The sequence below is a fragment of the Amycolatopsis sp. NPDC114504 genome (assembly GCF_055633595.1).
In genome coordinates this window covers 762,353-778,500 of the sequence record NZ_JBVKDU010000002.1, presented here as the reverse complement: position 1 = coordinate 778,500, position 16,148 = coordinate 762,353, and the positions used below count along the sequence as shown (strand labels likewise).

Annotated in this window: 21 protein-coding genes; 14 read left to right on the top strand and 7 right to left on the bottom strand. The window is 70.9% G+C overall.

Going from position 1 to position 16,148, the window contains the following annotated elements; all coding sequences use genetic code 11:
• The first annotated feature begins 8 nt into the window (after positions 1 to 8).
• Positions 9 to 1,307, top strand: coding sequence for a DUF445 domain-containing protein (locus tag ACZ7PG_RS15470; RefSeq protein WP_470239710.1), 1,299 nt, complete (start codon positions 9 to 11; stop codon positions 1,305 to 1,307).
• Positions 1,308 to 1,739: 432 nt separating this feature from the next.
• On the opposite strand, the gene ACZ7PG_RS15465 is transcribed toward ACZ7PG_RS15470, so the two are convergent.
• Positions 1,740 to 2,210 (bottom strand): CGNR zinc finger domain-containing protein, encoded by a 471-nt coding sequence (locus ACZ7PG_RS15465; protein ID WP_470239709.1) that lies wholly within the window; start codon positions 2,208 to 2,210, stop codon positions 1,740 to 1,742.
• 90 nt (positions 2,211 to 2,300) lie between these two features.
• On the opposite strand from ACZ7PG_RS15465, the gene ACZ7PG_RS15460 reads away from it, so the two are divergent.
• The 3 genes from ACZ7PG_RS15460 to ACZ7PG_RS15450 are packed head-to-tail and all read left to right on the top strand — an operon-like array spanning position 2,301 to position 3,652.
• Positions 2,301 to 2,669, top strand: coding sequence for a VOC family protein (locus ACZ7PG_RS15460; RefSeq protein ID WP_470239708.1), 369 nt, complete (start codon positions 2,301 to 2,303; stop codon positions 2,667 to 2,669).
• 28 nt (positions 2,670 to 2,697) lie between these two features.
• Positions 2,698 to 3,039, top strand: coding sequence for a TFIIB-type zinc ribbon-containing protein (locus tag ACZ7PG_RS15455; protein WP_470240766.1), 342 nt, complete (start codon positions 2,698 to 2,700; stop codon positions 3,037 to 3,039).
• A gap of 1 nt (position 3,040) precedes the next feature.
• Positions 3,041 to 3,652 (top strand): P-loop nucleotide/nucleoside kinase family protein, encoded by a 612-nt coding sequence (locus tag ACZ7PG_RS15450; protein ID WP_470239707.1) that lies wholly within the window; start codon positions 3,041 to 3,043, stop codon positions 3,650 to 3,652.
• Here the strand turns inward: ACZ7PG_RS15450 and ACZ7PG_RS15445 are convergent.
• Positions 3,649 to 4,788, bottom strand: a complete 1,140-nt coding sequence (locus tag ACZ7PG_RS15445) for a methyltransferase domain-containing protein (RefSeq protein WP_470239706.1) — start codon at positions 4,786 to 4,788, stop codon at positions 3,649 to 3,651. The two genes, ACZ7PG_RS15450 and ACZ7PG_RS15445, sit on opposite strands and share 4 nt — an antisense overlap.
• 146 nt (positions 4,789 to 4,934) lie before the next feature.
• Here ACZ7PG_RS15445 and ACZ7PG_RS15440 point away from each other — a divergent pair, with 146 nt between their 5' ends.
• The 7 genes from ACZ7PG_RS15440 (at position 4,935) to ACZ7PG_RS15410 (ending at position 10,123) form a co-directional block, all read left to right on the top strand.
• Complete coding sequence (locus tag ACZ7PG_RS15440) at positions 4,935 to 5,363, top strand: helix-turn-helix domain-containing protein (RefSeq protein WP_470239705.1); 429 nt, start codon at positions 4,935 to 4,937, stop codon at positions 5,361 to 5,363.
• 2 nt (positions 5,364 to 5,365) lie between these two features.
• Positions 5,366 to 6,055, top strand: coding sequence for a hypothetical protein (locus ACZ7PG_RS15435; RefSeq protein ID WP_470239704.1), 690 nt, complete (start codon positions 5,366 to 5,368; stop codon positions 6,053 to 6,055).
• A gap of 107 nt (positions 6,056 to 6,162) precedes the next feature.
• Positions 6,163 to 6,456: a DUF2516 family protein gene (locus ACZ7PG_RS15430; protein WP_329052779.1), complete on the top strand. Its 294-nt coding sequence runs from the start codon at positions 6,163 to 6,165 to the stop codon at positions 6,454 to 6,456.
• Positions 6,457 to 6,574: 118 nt separating this feature from the next.
• The gene (locus ACZ7PG_RS15425; protein ID WP_470239703.1) at positions 6,575 to 7,117 is read left to right on the top strand and encodes a YbaK/EbsC family protein; all 543 of its coding nucleotides are present in this window, start codon (positions 6,575 to 6,577) and stop codon (positions 7,115 to 7,117) included.
• Positions 7,114 to 8,121, top strand: coding sequence for an ornithine cyclodeaminase family protein (locus ACZ7PG_RS15420; RefSeq protein WP_470239702.1), 1,008 nt, complete (start codon positions 7,114 to 7,116; stop codon positions 8,119 to 8,121). Before ACZ7PG_RS15425 ends, ACZ7PG_RS15420 begins: the two co-directional genes overlap by 4 nt.
• Positions 8,118 to 9,557: an aromatic amino acid lyase gene (locus ACZ7PG_RS15415; RefSeq protein ID WP_470239701.1), complete on the top strand. Its 1,440-nt coding sequence runs from the start codon at positions 8,118 to 8,120 to the stop codon at positions 9,555 to 9,557. Before ACZ7PG_RS15420 ends, ACZ7PG_RS15415 begins: the two co-directional genes overlap by 4 nt.
• Positions 9,558 to 9,559: 2 nt before the next feature.
• Complete coding sequence (locus ACZ7PG_RS15410; protein WP_470240765.1) at positions 9,560 to 10,123, top strand: cadmium resistance transporter; 564 nt, start codon at positions 9,560 to 9,562, stop codon at positions 10,121 to 10,123.
• 7 nt (positions 10,124 to 10,130) lie between these two features.
• Here the strand turns inward: ACZ7PG_RS15410 and ACZ7PG_RS15405 are convergent, their stop codons facing one another.
• Together ACZ7PG_RS15405 and ACZ7PG_RS15400 are read right to left on the bottom strand one after the other, a co-directional pair.
• Positions 10,131 to 10,844: an ABC transporter permease gene (locus ACZ7PG_RS15405; RefSeq protein WP_470239700.1), complete on the bottom strand. Its 714-nt coding sequence runs from the start codon at positions 10,842 to 10,844 to the stop codon at positions 10,131 to 10,133.
• Complete coding sequence (locus tag ACZ7PG_RS15400; RefSeq protein WP_470239699.1) at positions 10,841 to 11,539, bottom strand: ABC transporter permease; 699 nt, start codon at positions 11,537 to 11,539, stop codon at positions 10,841 to 10,843. Before ACZ7PG_RS15400 ends, ACZ7PG_RS15405 begins: the two co-directional genes overlap by 4 nt.
• Before the next feature lie 138 nt (positions 11,540 to 11,677).
• Here ACZ7PG_RS15400 and ACZ7PG_RS15395 point away from each other — a divergent pair, with 138 nt between their 5' ends.
• Entirely contained in the window at positions 11,678 to 12,601 is a 924-nt protein-coding gene (locus tag ACZ7PG_RS15395; protein ID WP_470239698.1) for an ABC transporter substrate-binding protein, read from the top strand.
• Positions 12,602 to 12,637: 36 nt separating this feature from the next.
• Here ACZ7PG_RS15395 and ACZ7PG_RS15390 read toward each other — a convergent pair whose 3' ends face one another.
• Both ACZ7PG_RS15390 and ACZ7PG_RS15385 read right to left on the bottom strand, forming a co-directional pair.
• Positions 12,638 to 13,411: a class I SAM-dependent methyltransferase gene (locus ACZ7PG_RS15390; RefSeq protein ID WP_470239697.1), complete on the bottom strand. Its 774-nt coding sequence runs from the start codon at positions 13,409 to 13,411 to the stop codon at positions 12,638 to 12,640.
• Positions 13,412 to 13,441: 30 nt separating this feature from the next.
• Positions 13,442 to 13,924: a MarR family transcriptional regulator gene (locus tag ACZ7PG_RS15385; RefSeq protein WP_470239696.1), complete on the bottom strand. Its 483-nt coding sequence runs from the start codon at positions 13,922 to 13,924 to the stop codon at positions 13,442 to 13,444.
• A gap of 50 nt (positions 13,925 to 13,974) precedes the next feature.
• On the opposite strand from ACZ7PG_RS15385, the gene ACZ7PG_RS15380 reads away from it, so the two are divergent.
• Together ACZ7PG_RS15380 and ACZ7PG_RS15375 are read left to right on the top strand one after the other, a co-directional pair.
• The gene (locus tag ACZ7PG_RS15380) at positions 13,975 to 14,409 is read left to right on the top strand and encodes an SRPBCC family protein (protein WP_470239695.1); all 435 of its coding nucleotides are present in this window, start codon (positions 13,975 to 13,977) and stop codon (positions 14,407 to 14,409) included.
• 93 nt (positions 14,410 to 14,502) lie between these two features.
• The gene (locus ACZ7PG_RS15375; RefSeq protein WP_470239694.1) at positions 14,503 to 15,519 is read left to right on the top strand and encodes an NADP-dependent oxidoreductase; all 1,017 of its coding nucleotides are present in this window, start codon (positions 14,503 to 14,505) and stop codon (positions 15,517 to 15,519) included.
• Here ACZ7PG_RS15375 and ACZ7PG_RS15370 read toward each other — a convergent pair.
• The gene (locus ACZ7PG_RS15370; RefSeq protein ID WP_470239693.1) at positions 15,516 to 16,145 is read right to left on the bottom strand and encodes a haloacid dehalogenase type II; all 630 of its coding nucleotides are present in this window, start codon (positions 16,143 to 16,145) and stop codon (positions 15,516 to 15,518) included. The genes ACZ7PG_RS15375 and ACZ7PG_RS15370 overlap by 4 nt on opposite strands.
• Between the last annotated feature and the right edge of the window lie 3 nt (positions 16,146 to 16,148).

The following is a 16,148-nucleotide window of genomic DNA, read 5'->3' as shown; positions in this document are numbered from 1 at the left end:
ATGGCAGTGTGGAGCAACTGACCCCCGCCAAGGTGACGCCCGCCGACCCGCCGGGCGGCGCGGCCGGCGAAGAGGAAAAGCGGCGCGCACTGCGCAAGATGAAGCTGGTCGCGCTGTCGTTCCTGGTCGGCGCGACCGTCGTGTTCCTGCTGACCAGCTGGGCGCAGTCGAGCGGCTGGCCGGGCTGGGTCGGCTACGTGCGGGCCGCGGCCGAAGCCGGCATGGTCGGCGCGCTGGCCGACTGGTTCGCCGTCACGGCGCTGTTCCGGCACCCGCTCGGGCTGAAGATCCCGCACACGGCGATCATCCCGAACAAGAAGGACGCGCTGGGCAACAGCCTCGGTGACTTCGTCGGGTCGAACTTCCTGTCCGAGGAGGTCGTCCGCGACAAGCTGAAGCGCGTCGAGATCGCGCGGCGGCTCGGCGCGTGGCTGGCGCAGGAGGACAACGCCGAGCGCGTGACGTCCGAGCTGGCCACGGTCGTCCGGGCGGCGGTGCGCGTCCTCCGCGACGAGGACGTCCAGGCGATCATGGAGCAGGCCGTCGCGCGCCGGATCATCGACAAGCCGTGGGGTCCGCCGCTGGGCAAGATCCTGCAGGGCGTGTTCGCCGACGGCGCGCACCACAAGCTCGTCGACCTCATGTGCGACCGCGCGTACGAGTGGGTCCGCGACAACCACACGACGATGCTGCGCGTGGTGTCCGACCGCGCGCCGACGTGGTCGCCGAAGTTCGTCGACGAGATGCTGGCGGACAAGGTGTACGGCGAGGTGCTCTCGTTCGCGTGGGCGGTGAAGACCGACGTGAACCACCCGATGCGGCTGGCGCTGGACAAGTTCCTCGGCGAGTTCGCTCAGGACCTGCAGACCAACCCCGACGTGATGGCCCGCGCCGAGCAGGTCAAGGGCCAGATCGTGAGCCACGAAGAGGTGCAGCGGCTGATCGGTTCGGCGTGGAGCACGGCGAAGGAGATGCTGCTGACGGCGGCGGAGGACCCGTCGAGCGAGCTGCGCCGGCGCGTCCGGCTGGGTCTCACGTCGCTGGGATCGCGCCTGGTGTCCGACGACCAGCTGCGCTCGAAGGCCGACGGCTGGGTCGAGGGCGCGGCGGCGTACCTGGTGAAGAACTACTCACGCGAGATCACGACGATCATCACGGACACGGTCGAGCGCTGGGACGCCGAGGAGACGTCCCGCAAGATCGAGCTCCAGGTGGGCCGCGACCTGCAGTTCATCCGCATCAACGGCACGGTCGTGGGTGCGCTGGCCGGGCTCGTCATCTACGCGGTGGCGGAGCTGCTGTTCTGAGGGCTGAGTCGTATACCACACCTGGGGGAGGTTCAAACGAGTTGTCCACAGGAAGCTGAGTTATCCCCGGGGTTATCCACAGGTTTTCACGGTGATGGCCTAATCGCTGTCCACAACGTGTGGGGGTGAGGGGGCGGGGGGCGTGGATATGTGGTGCTCGGTTACCGAGTTGTCCACAGCCTTTCGAGGGTCCGCCGCTCGGATGAGAGCGTTCGGGGCCGCTCAGCCCGCCGCGGTCTCCGCCGCCCGTGGCTTCCGCCGCTGATGGCCGAGGTCACCGCGGCCGGCGCTTGGGTCGGTGCCGCCCGCCGCGCGCTCCTTCAGCCGTAAACGGGCGGGCCGAGTCGCAACGCCTCGCCGCTTCGGTCGCACCTGGGCGACCGAGGCCGGCGCCGCTGTCGTGAACGGCTCGCCCATGCCGTTCGGGGCCGCTCAACCCGCTGCGGTCTCCGCCGCCCGTGCTCGCCAGCCGCGGGCCTTCTCGCGGTTTCCGCAGACCCTCATCGAGCACCACGTGCGGGACCTGTTGCGGGACTCGTCGTAGAACGCCCACAAGCACGTGTCCGCCGGGCAGATCTTCAGCCGGATCCAGTCGCCGCGGACGACCAGCCTCGCGCACGCCGCGAACACCGCGCCCACGACGTCTTCCGCTACCAGGGCCGGGCCGTCGTCGGTCAGGGAGATCCGCGTGCCGACGTCGAGGCTGCCGCCGGGTAGGCGGGGGTCGCCGATCGCGGCGCGCAGGGCGTCGCGGGCCGCGCGGGCCTCGGGGGCGGGGTTGGCCGTCAACGCGCGGCCGGCCGCCCACCTGTGCCACTGCCCGGGATCTTCGAGCAGGTCAGTGCCCTCTTCGACGTTGACCGTGTTGAGGAACTCCACGACGAGAGACGCGTCGGTGTGCACGAACCCAGTGTACGGCGGTCGGTGGTTGTCCCCGCATGCGCTAACCCTCATACTTCGTTCGATGGTTACTCGCGATCGAAGGGAGCGACGATGAGTGCGGTACCGACGCTGGGTGTGGTGGCCCTCGACTGCCCCGACCCGCTGACGCTGGCCGGGTTCTACCGGGCGGTGCTGGAGTGGGACGCGCCCGAAGCCGCCGAAGACGGTCACTGGGTCACGCTGGTCAACCCCGCCGGCGGCGCGGGCATCGCCTTCCAGCGGGTGCCCGACTACCGGCCGCCGGCGTGGCCGTCCGCGGAGAACCCCCAGCAGATGCACCTGGACCTCAACGTCACGGACCTGGAAGCGGCGCACGTGCGCGTGCTCGGCCTCGGCGCGAAACTGCTGGACGACGAGCCGGAGACGTTCCGCGTCTACGCCGATCCGGTGGGCCACCCGTTCTGCCTCTGCGCCTGCTGACGGATTTGTGCGTAGTCTCGCATGTGTGATTTGTCCGAAGTGTCAGAACCAGATGCGGACCGTGGACAAGAACGGCGTCCACATCGACCAGTGCGAAGGCTGCCGCGGGATCTTCCTGGACCGCGGTGAGCTCGAAGCGATCTCCGGCGCGGAGAGTTCGTTCTACGGCCAGCAGCCACCGCCCTACCAGGGTGGTCACGGCCGTCCCGACTCGCCGCGCCCGTACCGCGGCGGCTACCCGGATTCGCCCAAGGCCTACCGCGGCGGGTACGGGGACTCGCCACGGCCGCACCGCGGGTACTCGGATTCGCCGAGGCCGTACGGGCACGGCCACCGCAAGCGCGGCTTCCTCGAGAACCTCTTCGACTGAGGTGGGTCTCGACCTGCGGATCTGCCCGTCGTGCGGCGATCGGGCCAACCGCCCGGTCGTCGCCGCGGGTTCCCTGGAATGCGCCCGGTGCGGACACCGGTGGCCGTTCCGGCGGCTGCCGCTGTTCGCGCTGACGGGCCCGAGCGGCGCCGGCAAGTCGACGCTCGGCCCCCTGCTGGCCGCACGCTTCGGCGGCGAAGTCGTGGTGCTGGAGCAGGACGTCCTCTGGACGGGAGCCCTGCGCGACGACGTCTCGGCGTTCCGCGCGGTGTGGCTCCGGATGGCGGCGATGCTGCACCAGAACGGCCGCCCGGTGGTGCTGTGCGGAACGGTCGTGCCCCCGGAGTTCGAACCCCTGCCGGAGCGCGCGTTCTTCAGCGAGATCCACTACCTGGCGCTGGTCGGCACGCCGGAGTCGCTGAGCACGCGGTTGCGGGCGCGCCCGGCCTGGCGGGAGTGGGACGAGCCGCGGATCGCGGAGATGCTGGAGTTCAACGACTGGCTCCGGACGTCGGCACCGGAGCTCGGGGTGGACCTCTTCGACACGACGGAGGCCGAAGTCGAGACGACGGCCGACCACGTCGAGAAGTGGATCAGGGACCGGCTGCCCTAACCGAGCGGCCAGGTGCGGCCGCCCGGTTCGTCGAGCCAGAACTCCTGGCGGTCCGCGGTGACCGTCACCCCGAACCGGTCGCGGTCCGGCTTGCCCAGTTCGCACCAGTCGACGTACGCCGCTTCGACGAGCTCCCACAGCGCCCGCGGGCCGCCCTGCGCCACCTCGTCCGCGCCGGCGCGCTTGCGGTGCCGGACCCACGAGCCGTCCGGGTGGGTCAGCGAGACGCTGTCGTCCGTGGCGTCGCGCACCGGCCGCACGCCCGGTATCGCCAGCCCGGCGAAGAACTCGAACTGCTTGCGCGGCTGGATCACCGACGCCATCGGCAGCCGCGTCTGCTCCCAGTCGTCCCGCGACGGCATCGGCAGCGGGTCGGCCTGCGCCAGCCGGTGCGCGCGAAGCGGCATGAAACGGCCGTCGCGCGCGAGGACGTGGCCCTGCCCGGTGCCGTCTTCGCCGGCGACGAGCCGGATCAGCCCAGCGCCGATCGGCCGGTTCAGCGTCGTGACGATCAGTCCGCCCGGCGTGGTCTGCGCCAGCCACGCGAGCGGGATCGAGGAAACCGAAGCGGTGCACAGCACCCGGTCGAACAGCGTGCCGGCCGGGAAGCCGAGCGCGCCGTCGCCCTCCTCGCACGCCGGCCGGTAGCCCGCCGCGGCCAGCCGTTCGCGAGCCTGCTCGACGATCACCGGGTCGATGTCCACTGTGGACACCTGACCGGCGCCGCAGCGGTGGCTCAGCAGCGCGGCGTTGTAGCCGGTGCCGGTGCCGATCTCGAGCACGCGCTGCCCGTCCCGCACCCGCAGCTCCTCGAGCATGATCGCCATGATCGACGGCATGCTCGACGAGCTCGTCGGCGTGCCCGCGACCGGTCCGGTGCGCCGGGCGAGCTCCCAGCGGTCCGGGTCGTCGTCGAGCTGCGTGACCAGCACGTCGCGTGAGTAGACGGTCTCGAGCCAGCCCGGGTCGTCGCGGTCGACGGCCGCCCAGAGCCCGCCCGCCGGCGCGAAGAACCGGGGAAGGAAGACGTGGCGCGGCACCGCGCGGAAGGCGGCGATCCATTCCGGGGCGTGCAGGACGTCCTCGTCGAGGAGGTGCTCGACGAGGCGCCGCCGCAGCCGGGCCGAGCGCGTCATGCGACCACGTTAGCGGTGAGCAGGACCACAGCCACTATTGCAAGCAGGGTGCTTGCAATAGCTAGCACTCGGGCGTACCGTCGGAATGGTCGCGAGGAGGTGGCCGGATGGCAGAGACCGGTGGGACATCAGGATCCGGAAGTCCCATGGAGAAGGTCGCGGACATCGCTTCCGACATCGGTGAGTACATCCGCCAGCAGCGCAACACCGCGAAGATCTCGTTGCGCCAGCTGTCGAAGCTCGCCGGCGTGTCCAACCCGTACCTGAGCCAGATCGAGCGCGGGGTGCGCAAACCCAGCGCGGAGATCCTGCAGCAGATCGCCAAGGGCCTGCGCATCTCAGCGGAAGCGCTGTACGTGCAAGCCGGGATCCTCGATCTGCCGACGGGTGGTCCGGTGGGCGACGCGATTCGCGCCGACGCCGAGCTGACCGAACGGCAGAAGCAGGTCCTGCTCGACGTCTACGAGTCCTTCCGCCGGGAGAACGCCGCGGCACGGCCGGCCGCCGGGTCGTCTCCCGCACCGGACACCTCGGACACCCCAGACACCACTCCAGCCGCGAACACCAAGGAGTAACCATGACCACGCCCAAGACCGAAGACGTCAAGAAGGCCGTCACCACCGCCCTCGACCAGGTCCGCACCCCGCTGCTCGCCGCGCTCGGCGCCGGCAACCTGGCCGGTCAGGCCGTCACCGACGCCGTGGCGAAGGCCCGCGAGAACGTGACCAAGGGCAGCGAGACCGCCCGCAAGAACCTGCAGGAGCTGCCGACCGACGTCGAGAGCCTCCGCGAGAAGCTGGACCCGGCCGAGCTGCGCAAGGTCATCGACGAGTACACCGAGGCCGCGCTCAAGCTGTACAACAAGCTGGCCGAGTCGGGCGAGCAGGCGTGGGACAAGTTCTCCGCCCAGCCGCAGGTCAAGAAGGCCATCGAGCAGCTCGAGGAGGCCGTCGCCACCGCGCAGGGCCAGGTCGAGGGCGTCACCACCGAGGTCCGCGAGCGCGTCGACGGCGTGCTGGGCACCTTCACCAAGCGCACCCGCTCTGTCGGCGAGAAGACCGCCCGCAAGGTGACCGAGGTTGCCGGCGACGCCGCCGAGGCCATCGAGGAGCTGGGTGACGACGTCGCCCACGAGACCCGTTCCGCGAGCCGCAAGGTCGCGAACAAGACGGCCCCGAAGACGGCCGCCCCGGCCCGCCGCACCACCACCGGGACGACCACCAGCGCCGCCGCGAAGAAGCCGGCCGCGCCCAAGGCCGACAAGTAACCGAGCCGAAGGCCGACAAGTAAAAACGTCGTGAACACCCCGGCCCCGCCACCGCACCCCGGTGGCGGGGCCGGGGTCGTTCGGGCGGTTTGCCGTAAGCTGTCGCTGTGCTGGTTGCCATCTGGATCCTCGAAGTAGTCCACTGGGGCAGCGCGCTGGTCGGGCTCTTCGCGTTCGTGCACGCGCTCCTGCAGCGTGCCGACGCCTATTCCGCGGCCGACCGCAAGACCAAGCCCGTCTGGATGCTGATCACCGGCGGCGCGACGCTCGCGATGGCGCTGTTCAGCGTGATGGGCCCGGGAATGATCTTCTGGGTGCCGGCCATGGCCGCGGCCCTCGTCTACATCGTGGACGTCCGCCCCAAGCTGATCGAGGTCCAGCGCGGCGGCTCCAACTGGTAGCTACGCTGTGCTGATCGGTACTAATCCGACCACAGCCACGGCCGAATGACTTTGCCTTGACGAGTTGCGTGCCGCGTCGAGGTCGGCCTGCTTTTGGCCGGATTAGTACCCTGGCGGGGTGACCTGGACGATTGCCGGGAGCCTCACCGTGGTTCCCGCCCCCACGCGTACCGACCTGCTCGCCGATCCCGTCGCCAAGGCGCTCGCCGCGCTCGCCGACCCGGACGCCGTCGGCGTCGCCGAGATCGACCCCGAGCTGGCCGACACCGCCGCCTTCTGCGAGACGTACGGCTCGCCGCTCGACGCGTCCGCGAACTGCGTCGTCGTCGCCGGCAAGCGCGCGGGTGAAGTCCGCTTCGCCGCCGCGCTCGTGCTCGCGACCACCCGCGCCGACGTCAACGGCGTGATCAAGCGCCGGCTCGACGTCCGCAAGGCGTCGTTCGCGCCGATGGACGAGGCCGTCTCGCTGACCGGGATGGAGTACGGCGGCATCACCCCCGTCGGCCTGCCCGCCGACTGGCCGATCCTGATCGACAAGCGGGTCGCCGACGCTCCCGAGCTCGTCATCGGCAGCGGGATCCGCGGCGGCAAGCTGCTGATCTCCGGTGCCGCGCTGGCCTCGCTGCCCGGGGCCGAGGTCATCGAGGACCTCGCCAAGTGACGTCCGTCTGGCTCCGGTACCTGACCGGTGCCGACATCGACTCGCTCGGCGTCACGGACGCGGACATCGTCGGCGCGGTCGAGGACGTGCTCGCCGACCACGGCCGCGGCCAGGTCGTGTTCGAGCCGCGTACGCACCTCGTGCCGGACAACGGCGGCAAGGGCCACTTCAACATCCTTCGCGGCCACCTGTCCGCGAAGCAGGTCAGTGGCGTGAAGGTCGTCGGTGACTTCGTGGGGAACTTCGAGCGGGGCCTCCCTTCGGAAATGGCGTTGATCCTGCTGCTGGACCCGGACACGGGCATGCCGCGGGCCATCGTCGACGGCACGATGATCACCGAGGCCCGCACCGGCGCGATGACCGCCGTCGGCGCGAAGTACCTGGCCCGCCCGGACTCCCGGGTGCTCGGGCACATCGGTGCTCGCGGTACCGCCTGGTGGAACGTCGTCCTCCTCGACTCGTTGTTCGACTTCGCCGAAATCCGCGTGACCAGCAAGCGCCCGGAGTCCCGCGAGGACTTCGGCCGGCGGCTGTCCGAGCGGCTCGGCAAGGACATCCGCGTCTGCGCCACGGCCGAGGAGACCCTGGACGGCGCGGACATCCAGGTCGAGGCCTCCCGGCTGGTCGAGCCCGAGGCACTCGTGCGTCGCGAGTTCCTCCGGCCGGGCACCTTCCTGGTGCCCTACGGCACGATCAGCGCGCTGGAGCTCACGCTGCTCGACGACGTCGACAAGGTCGTCGTCGACGACTGGCGCGAATCGCAGTCCGGCAACCCGCGGTTCGGCGCCCTGCGCCCGCAGCTCAACGCCGGCCTCCTCACCGCGGACGGGGTCCACGCCGAGATCGGCGACATCGTGGCCGGGAAGAAGCCGGGCCGCGAGCACGACGCCGAGCGGATCCTGTTCTGGCACCGCGGACTGTCCACAACGGACGTCGCGGTGGCGAACATGATCCTGGCCCGTGCCGAGGCTTCCGGCGTCGGCACCATGCTGCCGTACCGATGATCATCGACGGAAGCGAGTTCGCCGACGGTGAACGGCTGGTTCTGGACAAAGCGCTGGTAGAAGCCCTGACACAGCGCCGGAACGAGCTGTTGACAGCGCTGGAAAAGCGCGAGGAACCGGTCTACGGCGTCAACACCGGGATGGGCCGCCTGGCGGGTGTCGCGCTCGACGTGCGGCAGCAGGCGGAGCACCAGCGCAACCTGCTGATCGGCCGCGCGGTCGGCGGGCCGCCGTGGCTGCCACCGGCGGACGTCCGCGCGCTGCTCGTCGAGCGGCTGCGCGACTTCCTGCAGCCGTGGTCCGGGGTGAGCGCGGAACTGGTGCGGTTCCTCGTCGACCGCCTGAACGACGGCTTCACCCCGGCGGTCCCGCGCGGCGGCCTCGGCAGCTCGGGCGAGATCATCCCGCTGTCGCACGCCTTCCAGACGTTCCTCGGCGTCGGCATGGTGCTCGAAGACGGCGTCGAGACCCCGGCGGCGGACGCGCTCGCTCGCCGGGGTGCCGAGCCGTATGTGCTGGGGCCCAAGGAAGGTGCTTCGCTGCTTCAGGGTTCTCCGATGGCCGTGATGCACGCGCGGCGCGGCTGGGCCGAGGCGCGGCAGCTCATCCAGCTGCAGACGCTCACCGAGGCGATGGCGATCGACGTCCTCGGGGCGCCGCGCGAGGTGTTCTCGCCGGTCATGGCGGGCGGCGACGACCACCTCCGACGGCTGCTGACCGCCCTGACCGGAATGGTCGGTGCGGGTCCGGTGCGCCCTGGGGTCGTCCAGGCGCCGCTGTCGGTGCGGGTCGCGCCGCGCGCGCTGGCCCATGCTTCCCGGGCCAACACCGACCTGCACGAGGCAGTCGCGCGCTGGCGGACGATGCCGGGCGACTCGCCGTCGTTCGTCGAGGGCGACTTCATCCCGGGGACGGCGTACCACGCGGTCGACCTCGGCCTGCGCATGGACGCGGTGACGGCGGCGCTGGTCCACCTCGGCGAGATTTCGGTGCAGCGCACGCACCGCCTGCTCGACGAGCGCTTCAGCGGGCTCCCGGCCCAGCTCACGACGGACCCCGGGCCGCGCGCGGGATTGGTGCCGCTGCACAAGCGGGCCGTCGGCGAGCTGCACGCCCTGCGACGGCTCGCGACGCCCGCGACGCTCGGCTCGATCGACACATCGGCCGGTCAGGAGGACGTGCAAGCGTTTGCGTGGGCGGCGGGGGAGCAGCTCCGGGCGGCCGCGACGCACCTCTTCGCGATCACGGCGTCCGAGCTGATCACCGGTTCGCAGGCGCGGTACCTGGCTTCGGACGGAGTCCCGGGCTTGGGTGCGGCCTACGGGTGGGTGCGGTCGGTGGTGCCCCCGGTCGAGGCGGACCGGCCGCTGGGGCCCGAGGTGGAGCGGCTGATCGCGGCCTGCCGGGCGGACGCCCTCGACGATTCGCCGGAGTGAGCTTGGACTTCGGGCTGAACGGACGCGCGGCGGCGATGTTCGCCGTGACCAACGTCGACGATCTGGTGCTGCTCGCCGTCTTCTTCGCGCGGGCCAAGGCGCGCACGGTCGTGGCCGGGCAGTTCCTCGGCTTCGGCGCGATCCTGGCCGTCTCGGTCGCGGGAGCGCTCGGTGCCGGGCTGCTGCCCGACGGCGCCGTTCGCTGGCTGGGCGTGCTGCCGGTGTTGCTCGGGATCCGGGCGGCCTGGCAGGCGTGGCGCCAGGACGACGCCGAGCCCGCGCCGGCCGCCGGGGTGCTCGGCATCGCCCTCGTGTGCTTCGCCAACGGCGGGGACAACGTCGGCGTCTACGTGCCCGCCTTCGCCGCGAGCGCGAGCGGGACTGGGACCGCCGGCCTGGTCGGCTACACCGTGGTCTTCCTGGTCGGCCTGGCCCTGTGGTGCCTCGCCGGCCGGTTCCTCGTGACCCGGCCGGCCGTGGCGCGGGTGCTCGCGCGGTGGGGGCACGTCGTGCTGCCGGTGGTGCTGGTCGCGCTCGGGGTGCTGATCCTGCTCGGCGCGTTCTAGCGGATCCCTACGACTCGCGCCGGGCGTTCTGCAGGGCCAGACCCCGGGGCGTCGCCCAGCGGGTGATCAGCGCGAACGCGCCGTCGCAGACCAGGGCCAGGACGACCGCGGCCAGACCGCCCGCGAAGATCTCGCCGTAGCCCGACGCGCCGAGGGCGAAGCCGTCGACGATGTAGCGGCCCAGTCCGCCGCCGTCGTTGACGATCGCGCCGATCGCGACCGTCGCGATCAGCTGGAGGAACGCCACGCGCGCGCCGGCCAGGAGCACCGGGGACGCCAGCGGCAGCTCGACGCGGAACATGATCTGCCACTCGCGGTAGCCCGTCCCGCGGGCCGCGTCGACCGTTTCCTGCTCCAGGGACACCACGCCCGCGTACGTGTTCGTGAACAGCGGCGGCATCGCCAGCGCGACGAGCGCGAGCAGCAACGGCCAGAACGTCGTGTCGACCTCCCAGCGGCTGGCCAGGAACCAGAACAGGATGATCAGGCCGAAGCTGGGGATCGCGCGGCCGATGTTCACCGCGCTGCTCGCGAGGAACGCGCCCTTGCGGTAGTGGGCCAGCCACAGCGCCGCCGGGATCGTCAGAATCGCCGCGATCACCAGTGCCAGCAACGAAAACCGGAGGTGCTCCAGCGTCCGGTACGGGATGCCTGCCTTGTCCGTCCAGCTCCAGCGGTGGGGGTCCGCGAGCCACGCGTTCAGCTGGTCGAGGAAGCTCATCGCGCCCGCACCTTCCGCGACCACGGCGCCAGCAGGCGCTCGCTGAACCACAGCAGGAGGTCCACGATCACCGCCAGGACCACCGACAGCACCACGCCGACGATGATCTCCGTCGGGTTGGGCGTCGCCGTCTGGATGCCCGCGCGGATGAAGTAGCCCAGGCCGCCGAGGCCGAGCATCGACGTCACCGTGACCAGGCCGATCGTCGTCACCGCGGCGACGCGCAGCCCGGCGATCACCACCGGCAGCGCGAGCGGCAGCTCGATCTGCCAGAGCAGCCTGCCGCGCGTGTAGCCCATGCCGACCGCGGCCTCGCGGACCTCGTTCGGCACCTGGTCGACGCCCGTGACGATGTTGCGGACCAGGATGAGCAGCGTGTACGTCGCGAGCGGGATCATCGCGGTGAGGAACGTCAGCCCGAAGAACGGCACCAGCACGGCGAACGCGCCGAGGCTCGGGATCACGTAGAGCGCGCCGGTCGTGCCCAGGATGATCGGGTACGACCAGCGGTACCGCAGCGAGAGCACCGCCAGCGCGATCGAAACGACCAGCCCGACGCCGAGTGCGGCGGCGGTGAGCGAGATGTGTTCGCCGAGGCGCTGGACGATGTCGTCCGCGTTGCGGTCGACCCACTTCCACTGGAAGATCGGGGGCCCGCTGTCGGCGGCCAGCGGGGTCACCGCGGTCACGTGCACCTGGCGACCCTACCCCGTTTGGTGGGGACTCATTCCGAAGTCTGGGAATTCGAGGGGTTTTCTCCCAATATGTGGGCGCTTGTCGGTGGGCGGGGCTAGGGTCCTTTCGTCTGTTCGAGTGACGAGGGAGTGGGATTCGTGCGCTGGTTCCGGAACGCGTCCGTGGTGGCGGTGGCCGTCGCGGCGACGCTCGGTTTGGCCGCCTGTGGGGGTGGCAGCGACAGCGGTGACAAGCCCGCCGCGCAGGGCAAGGGTGGGGCGCCGATCGTCGTCGCGTCCTTCAACTTCACCGACAGCCAGATCCTCGCCGAGATCTACGCGCAGGCGCTGGAGGCCAAGGGCTACCCGGTGACGCGCAAGCTGAACCTCGGTTCGCGGGAGCTGATCTACCCGTCGCTGAAGTCGGGTGAGCTGCAGTTCATCCCGGAGTACCAGGGTGCGGCGATCACCACCGGCTTCGGCAAGGAGGCCGGGAAGACCGCGCAGGAGGAGCACGACCAGCTGGCCAAGCTGTTCGAGCCCAGCGGCGTCGGCCTGCTGAACTTCGCCGCGGCGGAGGACAAGAACACCTACATCATCAAGTCCGACCTGGCCAAGGAAAAGGGCATCGCGTCCATCAGCGACCTGAAGAAGCTCGACAAGGTCGTCATGGCGGGGCCGCCGGAATGCGAAAAGCGCCTTCCGTGCTTCCTGGGCTTCAAGGACGTCTACAAGCTGACGAACGCGACGTTCCAGACCGTCCAGGAGGCCGGGCCGCGGGTCGAGCAGCTGAAGTCGGGCGCGGTCACGGTGATCCCGGTCGACTCGGTCAGCCCGCTGACCGGCGACTCGAACTACACGGTGCTCAAGGACGACCTGAACATCGTGCCGACGGAGAACGTCGTGCCGGCGGTGAACAAGAAGGTGCTCGACGAGCGCGGCGCCGACTTCGCGACCGCGGTCAACGCGGTGAGCGCGAAGCTGACCACGGACGTCATGCGCGACCTGAACAAGCGAGTCGACTCGGACGGCGAGAAGGCCGCCGACGTCGCGAAGGACTGGCTGTCGCAGGCCGGTCTCTGAGCTGAACCCGCGTAGGGCCGCTCCGCTGGGGCGGCCCTACGTCGTTCCCTGGACCACCCAGGCCCGGGCCGACAGCGGGATCGAGCCGTCCGGGTTCGTCGGCAGGCGGCTGCGCAGCAGCTCGCGCACCTGGTCGCGGCGGGCTTCCGGCAGCGTCGCGAGGTACGCCGGCGCCGGGCCCTGCGCGCCGAGGAACGGCTGCCAGTAGTCGTCGAAGCCGGTGAACACCGTCGGGATCTTGATCTCGCCGACGGACACGCCGCCGAAGCCCGCTTCCGTCCACAGCCGGCCCAGCGGCTCGGGCCGGCACAGCGTGAACCGGCGGCCTTCGTCCAGCTCGGCGACCTTCGCCGGGTCCAGCTCCGCGGCGGCCTCCCAGAAGTGCCGGATCAGCTCCATGCCCTCCGAGAGGTCCCAGACGTACGCCGCGGCCGGGCCCCGCGTCACCCGGGCGATCTCCGCCGCCGCGCGCGCCGGGTCGGGCACGAAGTTCAGCACCAGGCCCGACACCACCACGTCGAAGCTGTCGTCCGCGAAGGGCAGTTCACGCGCGTCGGCGACCTCGAACGACGCTCGCGGGTCGGTCACCCGGTCGCGGGCGGTGGCGAGGAAGCCCTCGGAAGGGTCGGCGCCCACGACCTCGACGGGATCGGCCGCGGCCAGCACCGCCGAGGTCAGCGCGCCGGTGCCGCAGCCGACGTCGAGCCAGCGGCGGCTCGCCGGGACGCCGAGCTGCCGGACGAAGGTCTCCGCGACGCGCCGGCTCCACCGCCCGATGTAGGCCTCGTACGCGTCGCCCGTCTGCCACATGTCTGGCAGTACAGCACAAAGAACCGCTGGTCAGCCGTTAGCCAGATCACCCGTCGCGGTGTTGCCCGCTGACGTCGCGCGCCGCAGGAAACCGGCGATCAGCGCCAGCTCCTCTTCGCTGTAGCCGTCGCAGAGCTCGTCCATCGCCGCGTTCATGCCCGCGTACAGCCGGAAAAGCTCGGCGTTGCGGTCGCGGACCGCGCGCACGGCGACCGCGCGCCGGTCGGCCGCTTCGGGGTCGCGCTCCCGGACGATCCAGCCGCCCTTCTGGAGCCGGTCGAGGATGCCGGTCATCGTCGCGGGGTGCAGTCCGGCGCGGCGGGCGAGGGCGCTCGGGCTCAGCGGGCCGTGCCGCGAGATCAGCTCCAGGCAGTCGAGGTCGACGTCCTTGAGCGCCAGGTGCGCGCTGACCTGGTGGTTGAGCAGGGAAAGCTGGTTGCGCAGGTCGCGCAGCGACTCCTTGACCTCGACCGTCGACCGGCGCTTTCGCGTGGTGTCCGGGGTGGCGGTCATGACCGTCAGCCTACTGTGGTCACGATCGGTACCCCGGGTTAAGGAGCGAAATGGGAAAGGTCACGGCCACCGCGGAGCGCACCATCGACGCCCCGGCCGACAAGGTCCGCGCGCTCGTCGCCGACTACGCCGAAACGCGCCCGAAGCTGCTCACCGAGCACTACCGCGACTACGAGGTGACCGAGGGCGGCGTCGGCGCCGGGACGAAGGCCGGCTGGAAGCTCCAGGCGACGTCCAAGCGCGTGCGCGACGTCAAGGCCACGGTCACCGAGCCGAAGCCCGGCACGCTGGTCGAGACCGACGCGAACTCCAGCATGGTCACCACGTGGACGGTCGCCGAGTCCGGCGAGCGCAGCGTCGTGCGGATCGAGACGTCGTGGGACGGTGCCGGCGGCGTCGGCGGCTTCTTCGAGAAGACGTTCGCGCCCGGTGGGCTCAAGAAGATCTACGACGGCGTCCTCGGGAAGCTCGCCGAGATCGTGTAGCGCGTCACAATCGGAATGTGCGCCCCGGTTAGCCGGTTCTACCCGGTGGAATCCGGGGCGCCTGCCCCGCTTCGAGATTTGAGGAGTTCGACGGTGAACGCACCCACTCAGGCGACCGAAATCCGGCTGGCTTCGCGTCCGGACGGTGTCCCGACGCACGACAACTTCGACGTCGTCGACACCGAGATCCCCACCCCGGGTGAGGGGCAGATCCTGGTGCGCAACCTGGTCATGAGCGTCGACCCGGCCATGCGCGGCCGCATGCGCGACGTCAAGTCGTACGCGCCGCCCTTCGAGGTCGGCGAGGTCATGTCCGGCGGGGCGGTCGGCGAGGTCGTCGAGTCGAACGTCGACGATGTGAAGCCCGGTGACCACGTGCTGCACCAGGCCGGCTGGCGCACCCACGCCGTCCTCGACGCCAAGCGGTTCGTCAAGGTCGACGCTGCCGCGGCCCCGCTCTCGACGTACCTCGGCGTGCTCGGCATGCCGGGCCTGACCGCGTACGCGGGCCTGCTGGAGTCGGCCGAGTTCAAGCCGGGCGACACGGTGTTCGTCTCGGGTGCGGCCGGCGCGGTCGGCTCGCTCGTCGGGCAGCTCGCGAAGCTGAAGGGCGCCAAGCGGGTCATCGGCTCGGCGGGGTCGGCGGAGAAGGTGCGGCACCTGGTCGAGGACCTCGGCTTCGACGCGGCGTTCAACTACAAGGACGGCCCGGTCGCCGAGCAGCTGCGCGAGGCGGCGCCCGAGGGCATCGACGTCTACTTCGACAACGTCGGCGGCGAGCACCTCGAAGCCGCGATCAGCGCCATCAACCTGCACGGCCGGATCGCCGTCTGCGGCATGATTTCGCAGTACAACGCGACCGAGCCGACGCCGGCGCCGCGCAACCTCGCGCAGATCATCGCCAAGCGCATCACCATCCGCGGCCTGCTGGTGCTCGACCACTGGGGCCTGCAGCAGCAGTTCGTCACGGAGATCGCGCCGCTGGTGAAGTCCGGCGAGATCAAGTACTCCGAGACGTTCGTCGACGGCATCCGCAACGCGCCGGAGGCGTTCCTGGGCCTGCTGTCCGGGGCCAACACCGGCAAGATGCTGGTCCGGATCGCGGACTAGAGGACGCCGGCCAGTTCGGTCAGCGTCGAGATCGTGTACGTCGGCTCGGGTGAGCCGGGCAGCGGGCGGACGCCGGGGCGGGCGAGCAGTGCCGTCCGCAGCCCGGCCGCCTGCGCGCCCGCGATGTCCCAGTCGTGGGCGGCGATCATGACCGCGTCGCCGGGTTCGACGGCGTAGGCGTCCAGGACCTGCCGGTACGGCTCCGGCGCCGGCTTGAGCCGGCCGGCCTGCTCGGCCGAGAAGATCCGGTCGAAGCGCGTGGCCAGGCCCGAGTTCCGCAGCTGCGCCTCGGCGGTGGCGAGCGGCGAGTTCGTCAGCGCGACGACGTCGTGGCCGGCTTCGCGCAGCCTGGTGAGGCCGGGCTCGGCGTCCGGGTGGGCGGGGAGACCGCGCAGTCGTTCGCCGATCGCGGCGAGGTCCACCTCGCGCCCGTGCCGGGCGGCGACTTCGGTGGCGGCTTCGCCCGCGATGCCGGCGAAGTCGCGGTAGCCACCCGTCGCCGTCACGGTCAGGACGGTGTGGATGGCCAGCCCGAACCACTCGCGCCGCAGCTCGGGACCGCCGACGAGGTCGTCCATGGCGCCGAGGTCGAGCAGGGTCTCGTTGACGTCGAACACGCACAGCATGGG

Bases quoted from the DNA above. Each gene is read 5' to 3' on its own strand.
- ACZ7PG_RS15460 (WP_470239708.1), top strand. From the start codon at position 2,301: ATGAGTGCGGTACCGACGCTGGGTGTGGTGGCCCTCGACTGCCCCGAC.
- ACZ7PG_RS15445 (WP_470239706.1), bottom strand. From the start codon at position 4,788: ATGACGCGCTCGGCCCGGCTGCGGCGGCGCCTCGTCGAGCACCTCCTC.
- ACZ7PG_RS15440 (WP_470239705.1), top strand. From the start codon at position 4,935: ATGGAGAAGGTCGCGGACATCGCTTCCGACATCGGTGAGTACATCCGC.
- ACZ7PG_RS15435 (WP_470239704.1), top strand. From the start codon at position 5,366: ATGACCACGCCCAAGACCGAAGACGTCAAGAAGGCCGTCACCACCGCC.
- ACZ7PG_RS15415 (WP_470239701.1), top strand. From the start codon at position 8,118: ATGATCATCGACGGAAGCGAGTTCGCCGACGGTGAACGGCTGGTTCTG.
- ACZ7PG_RS15405 (WP_470239700.1), bottom strand. From the start codon at position 10,844: ATGAGCTTCCTCGACCAGCTGAACGCGTGGCTCGCGGACCCCCACCGC.
- ACZ7PG_RS15390 (WP_470239697.1), bottom strand. From the start codon at position 13,411: ATGTGGCAGACGGGCGACGCGTACGAGGCCTACATCGGGCGGTGGAGC.
- ACZ7PG_RS15385 (WP_470239696.1), bottom strand. From the start codon at position 13,924: ATGACCGCCACCCCGGACACCACGCGAAAGCGCCGGTCGACGGTCGAG.
- ACZ7PG_RS15380 (WP_470239695.1), top strand. From the start codon at position 13,975: ATGGGAAAGGTCACGGCCACCGCGGAGCGCACCATCGACGCCCCGGCC.
- ACZ7PG_RS15370 (WP_470239693.1), bottom strand. From the start codon at position 16,145: ATGCTGTGCGTGTTCGACGTCAACGAGACCCTGCTCGACCTCGGCGCC.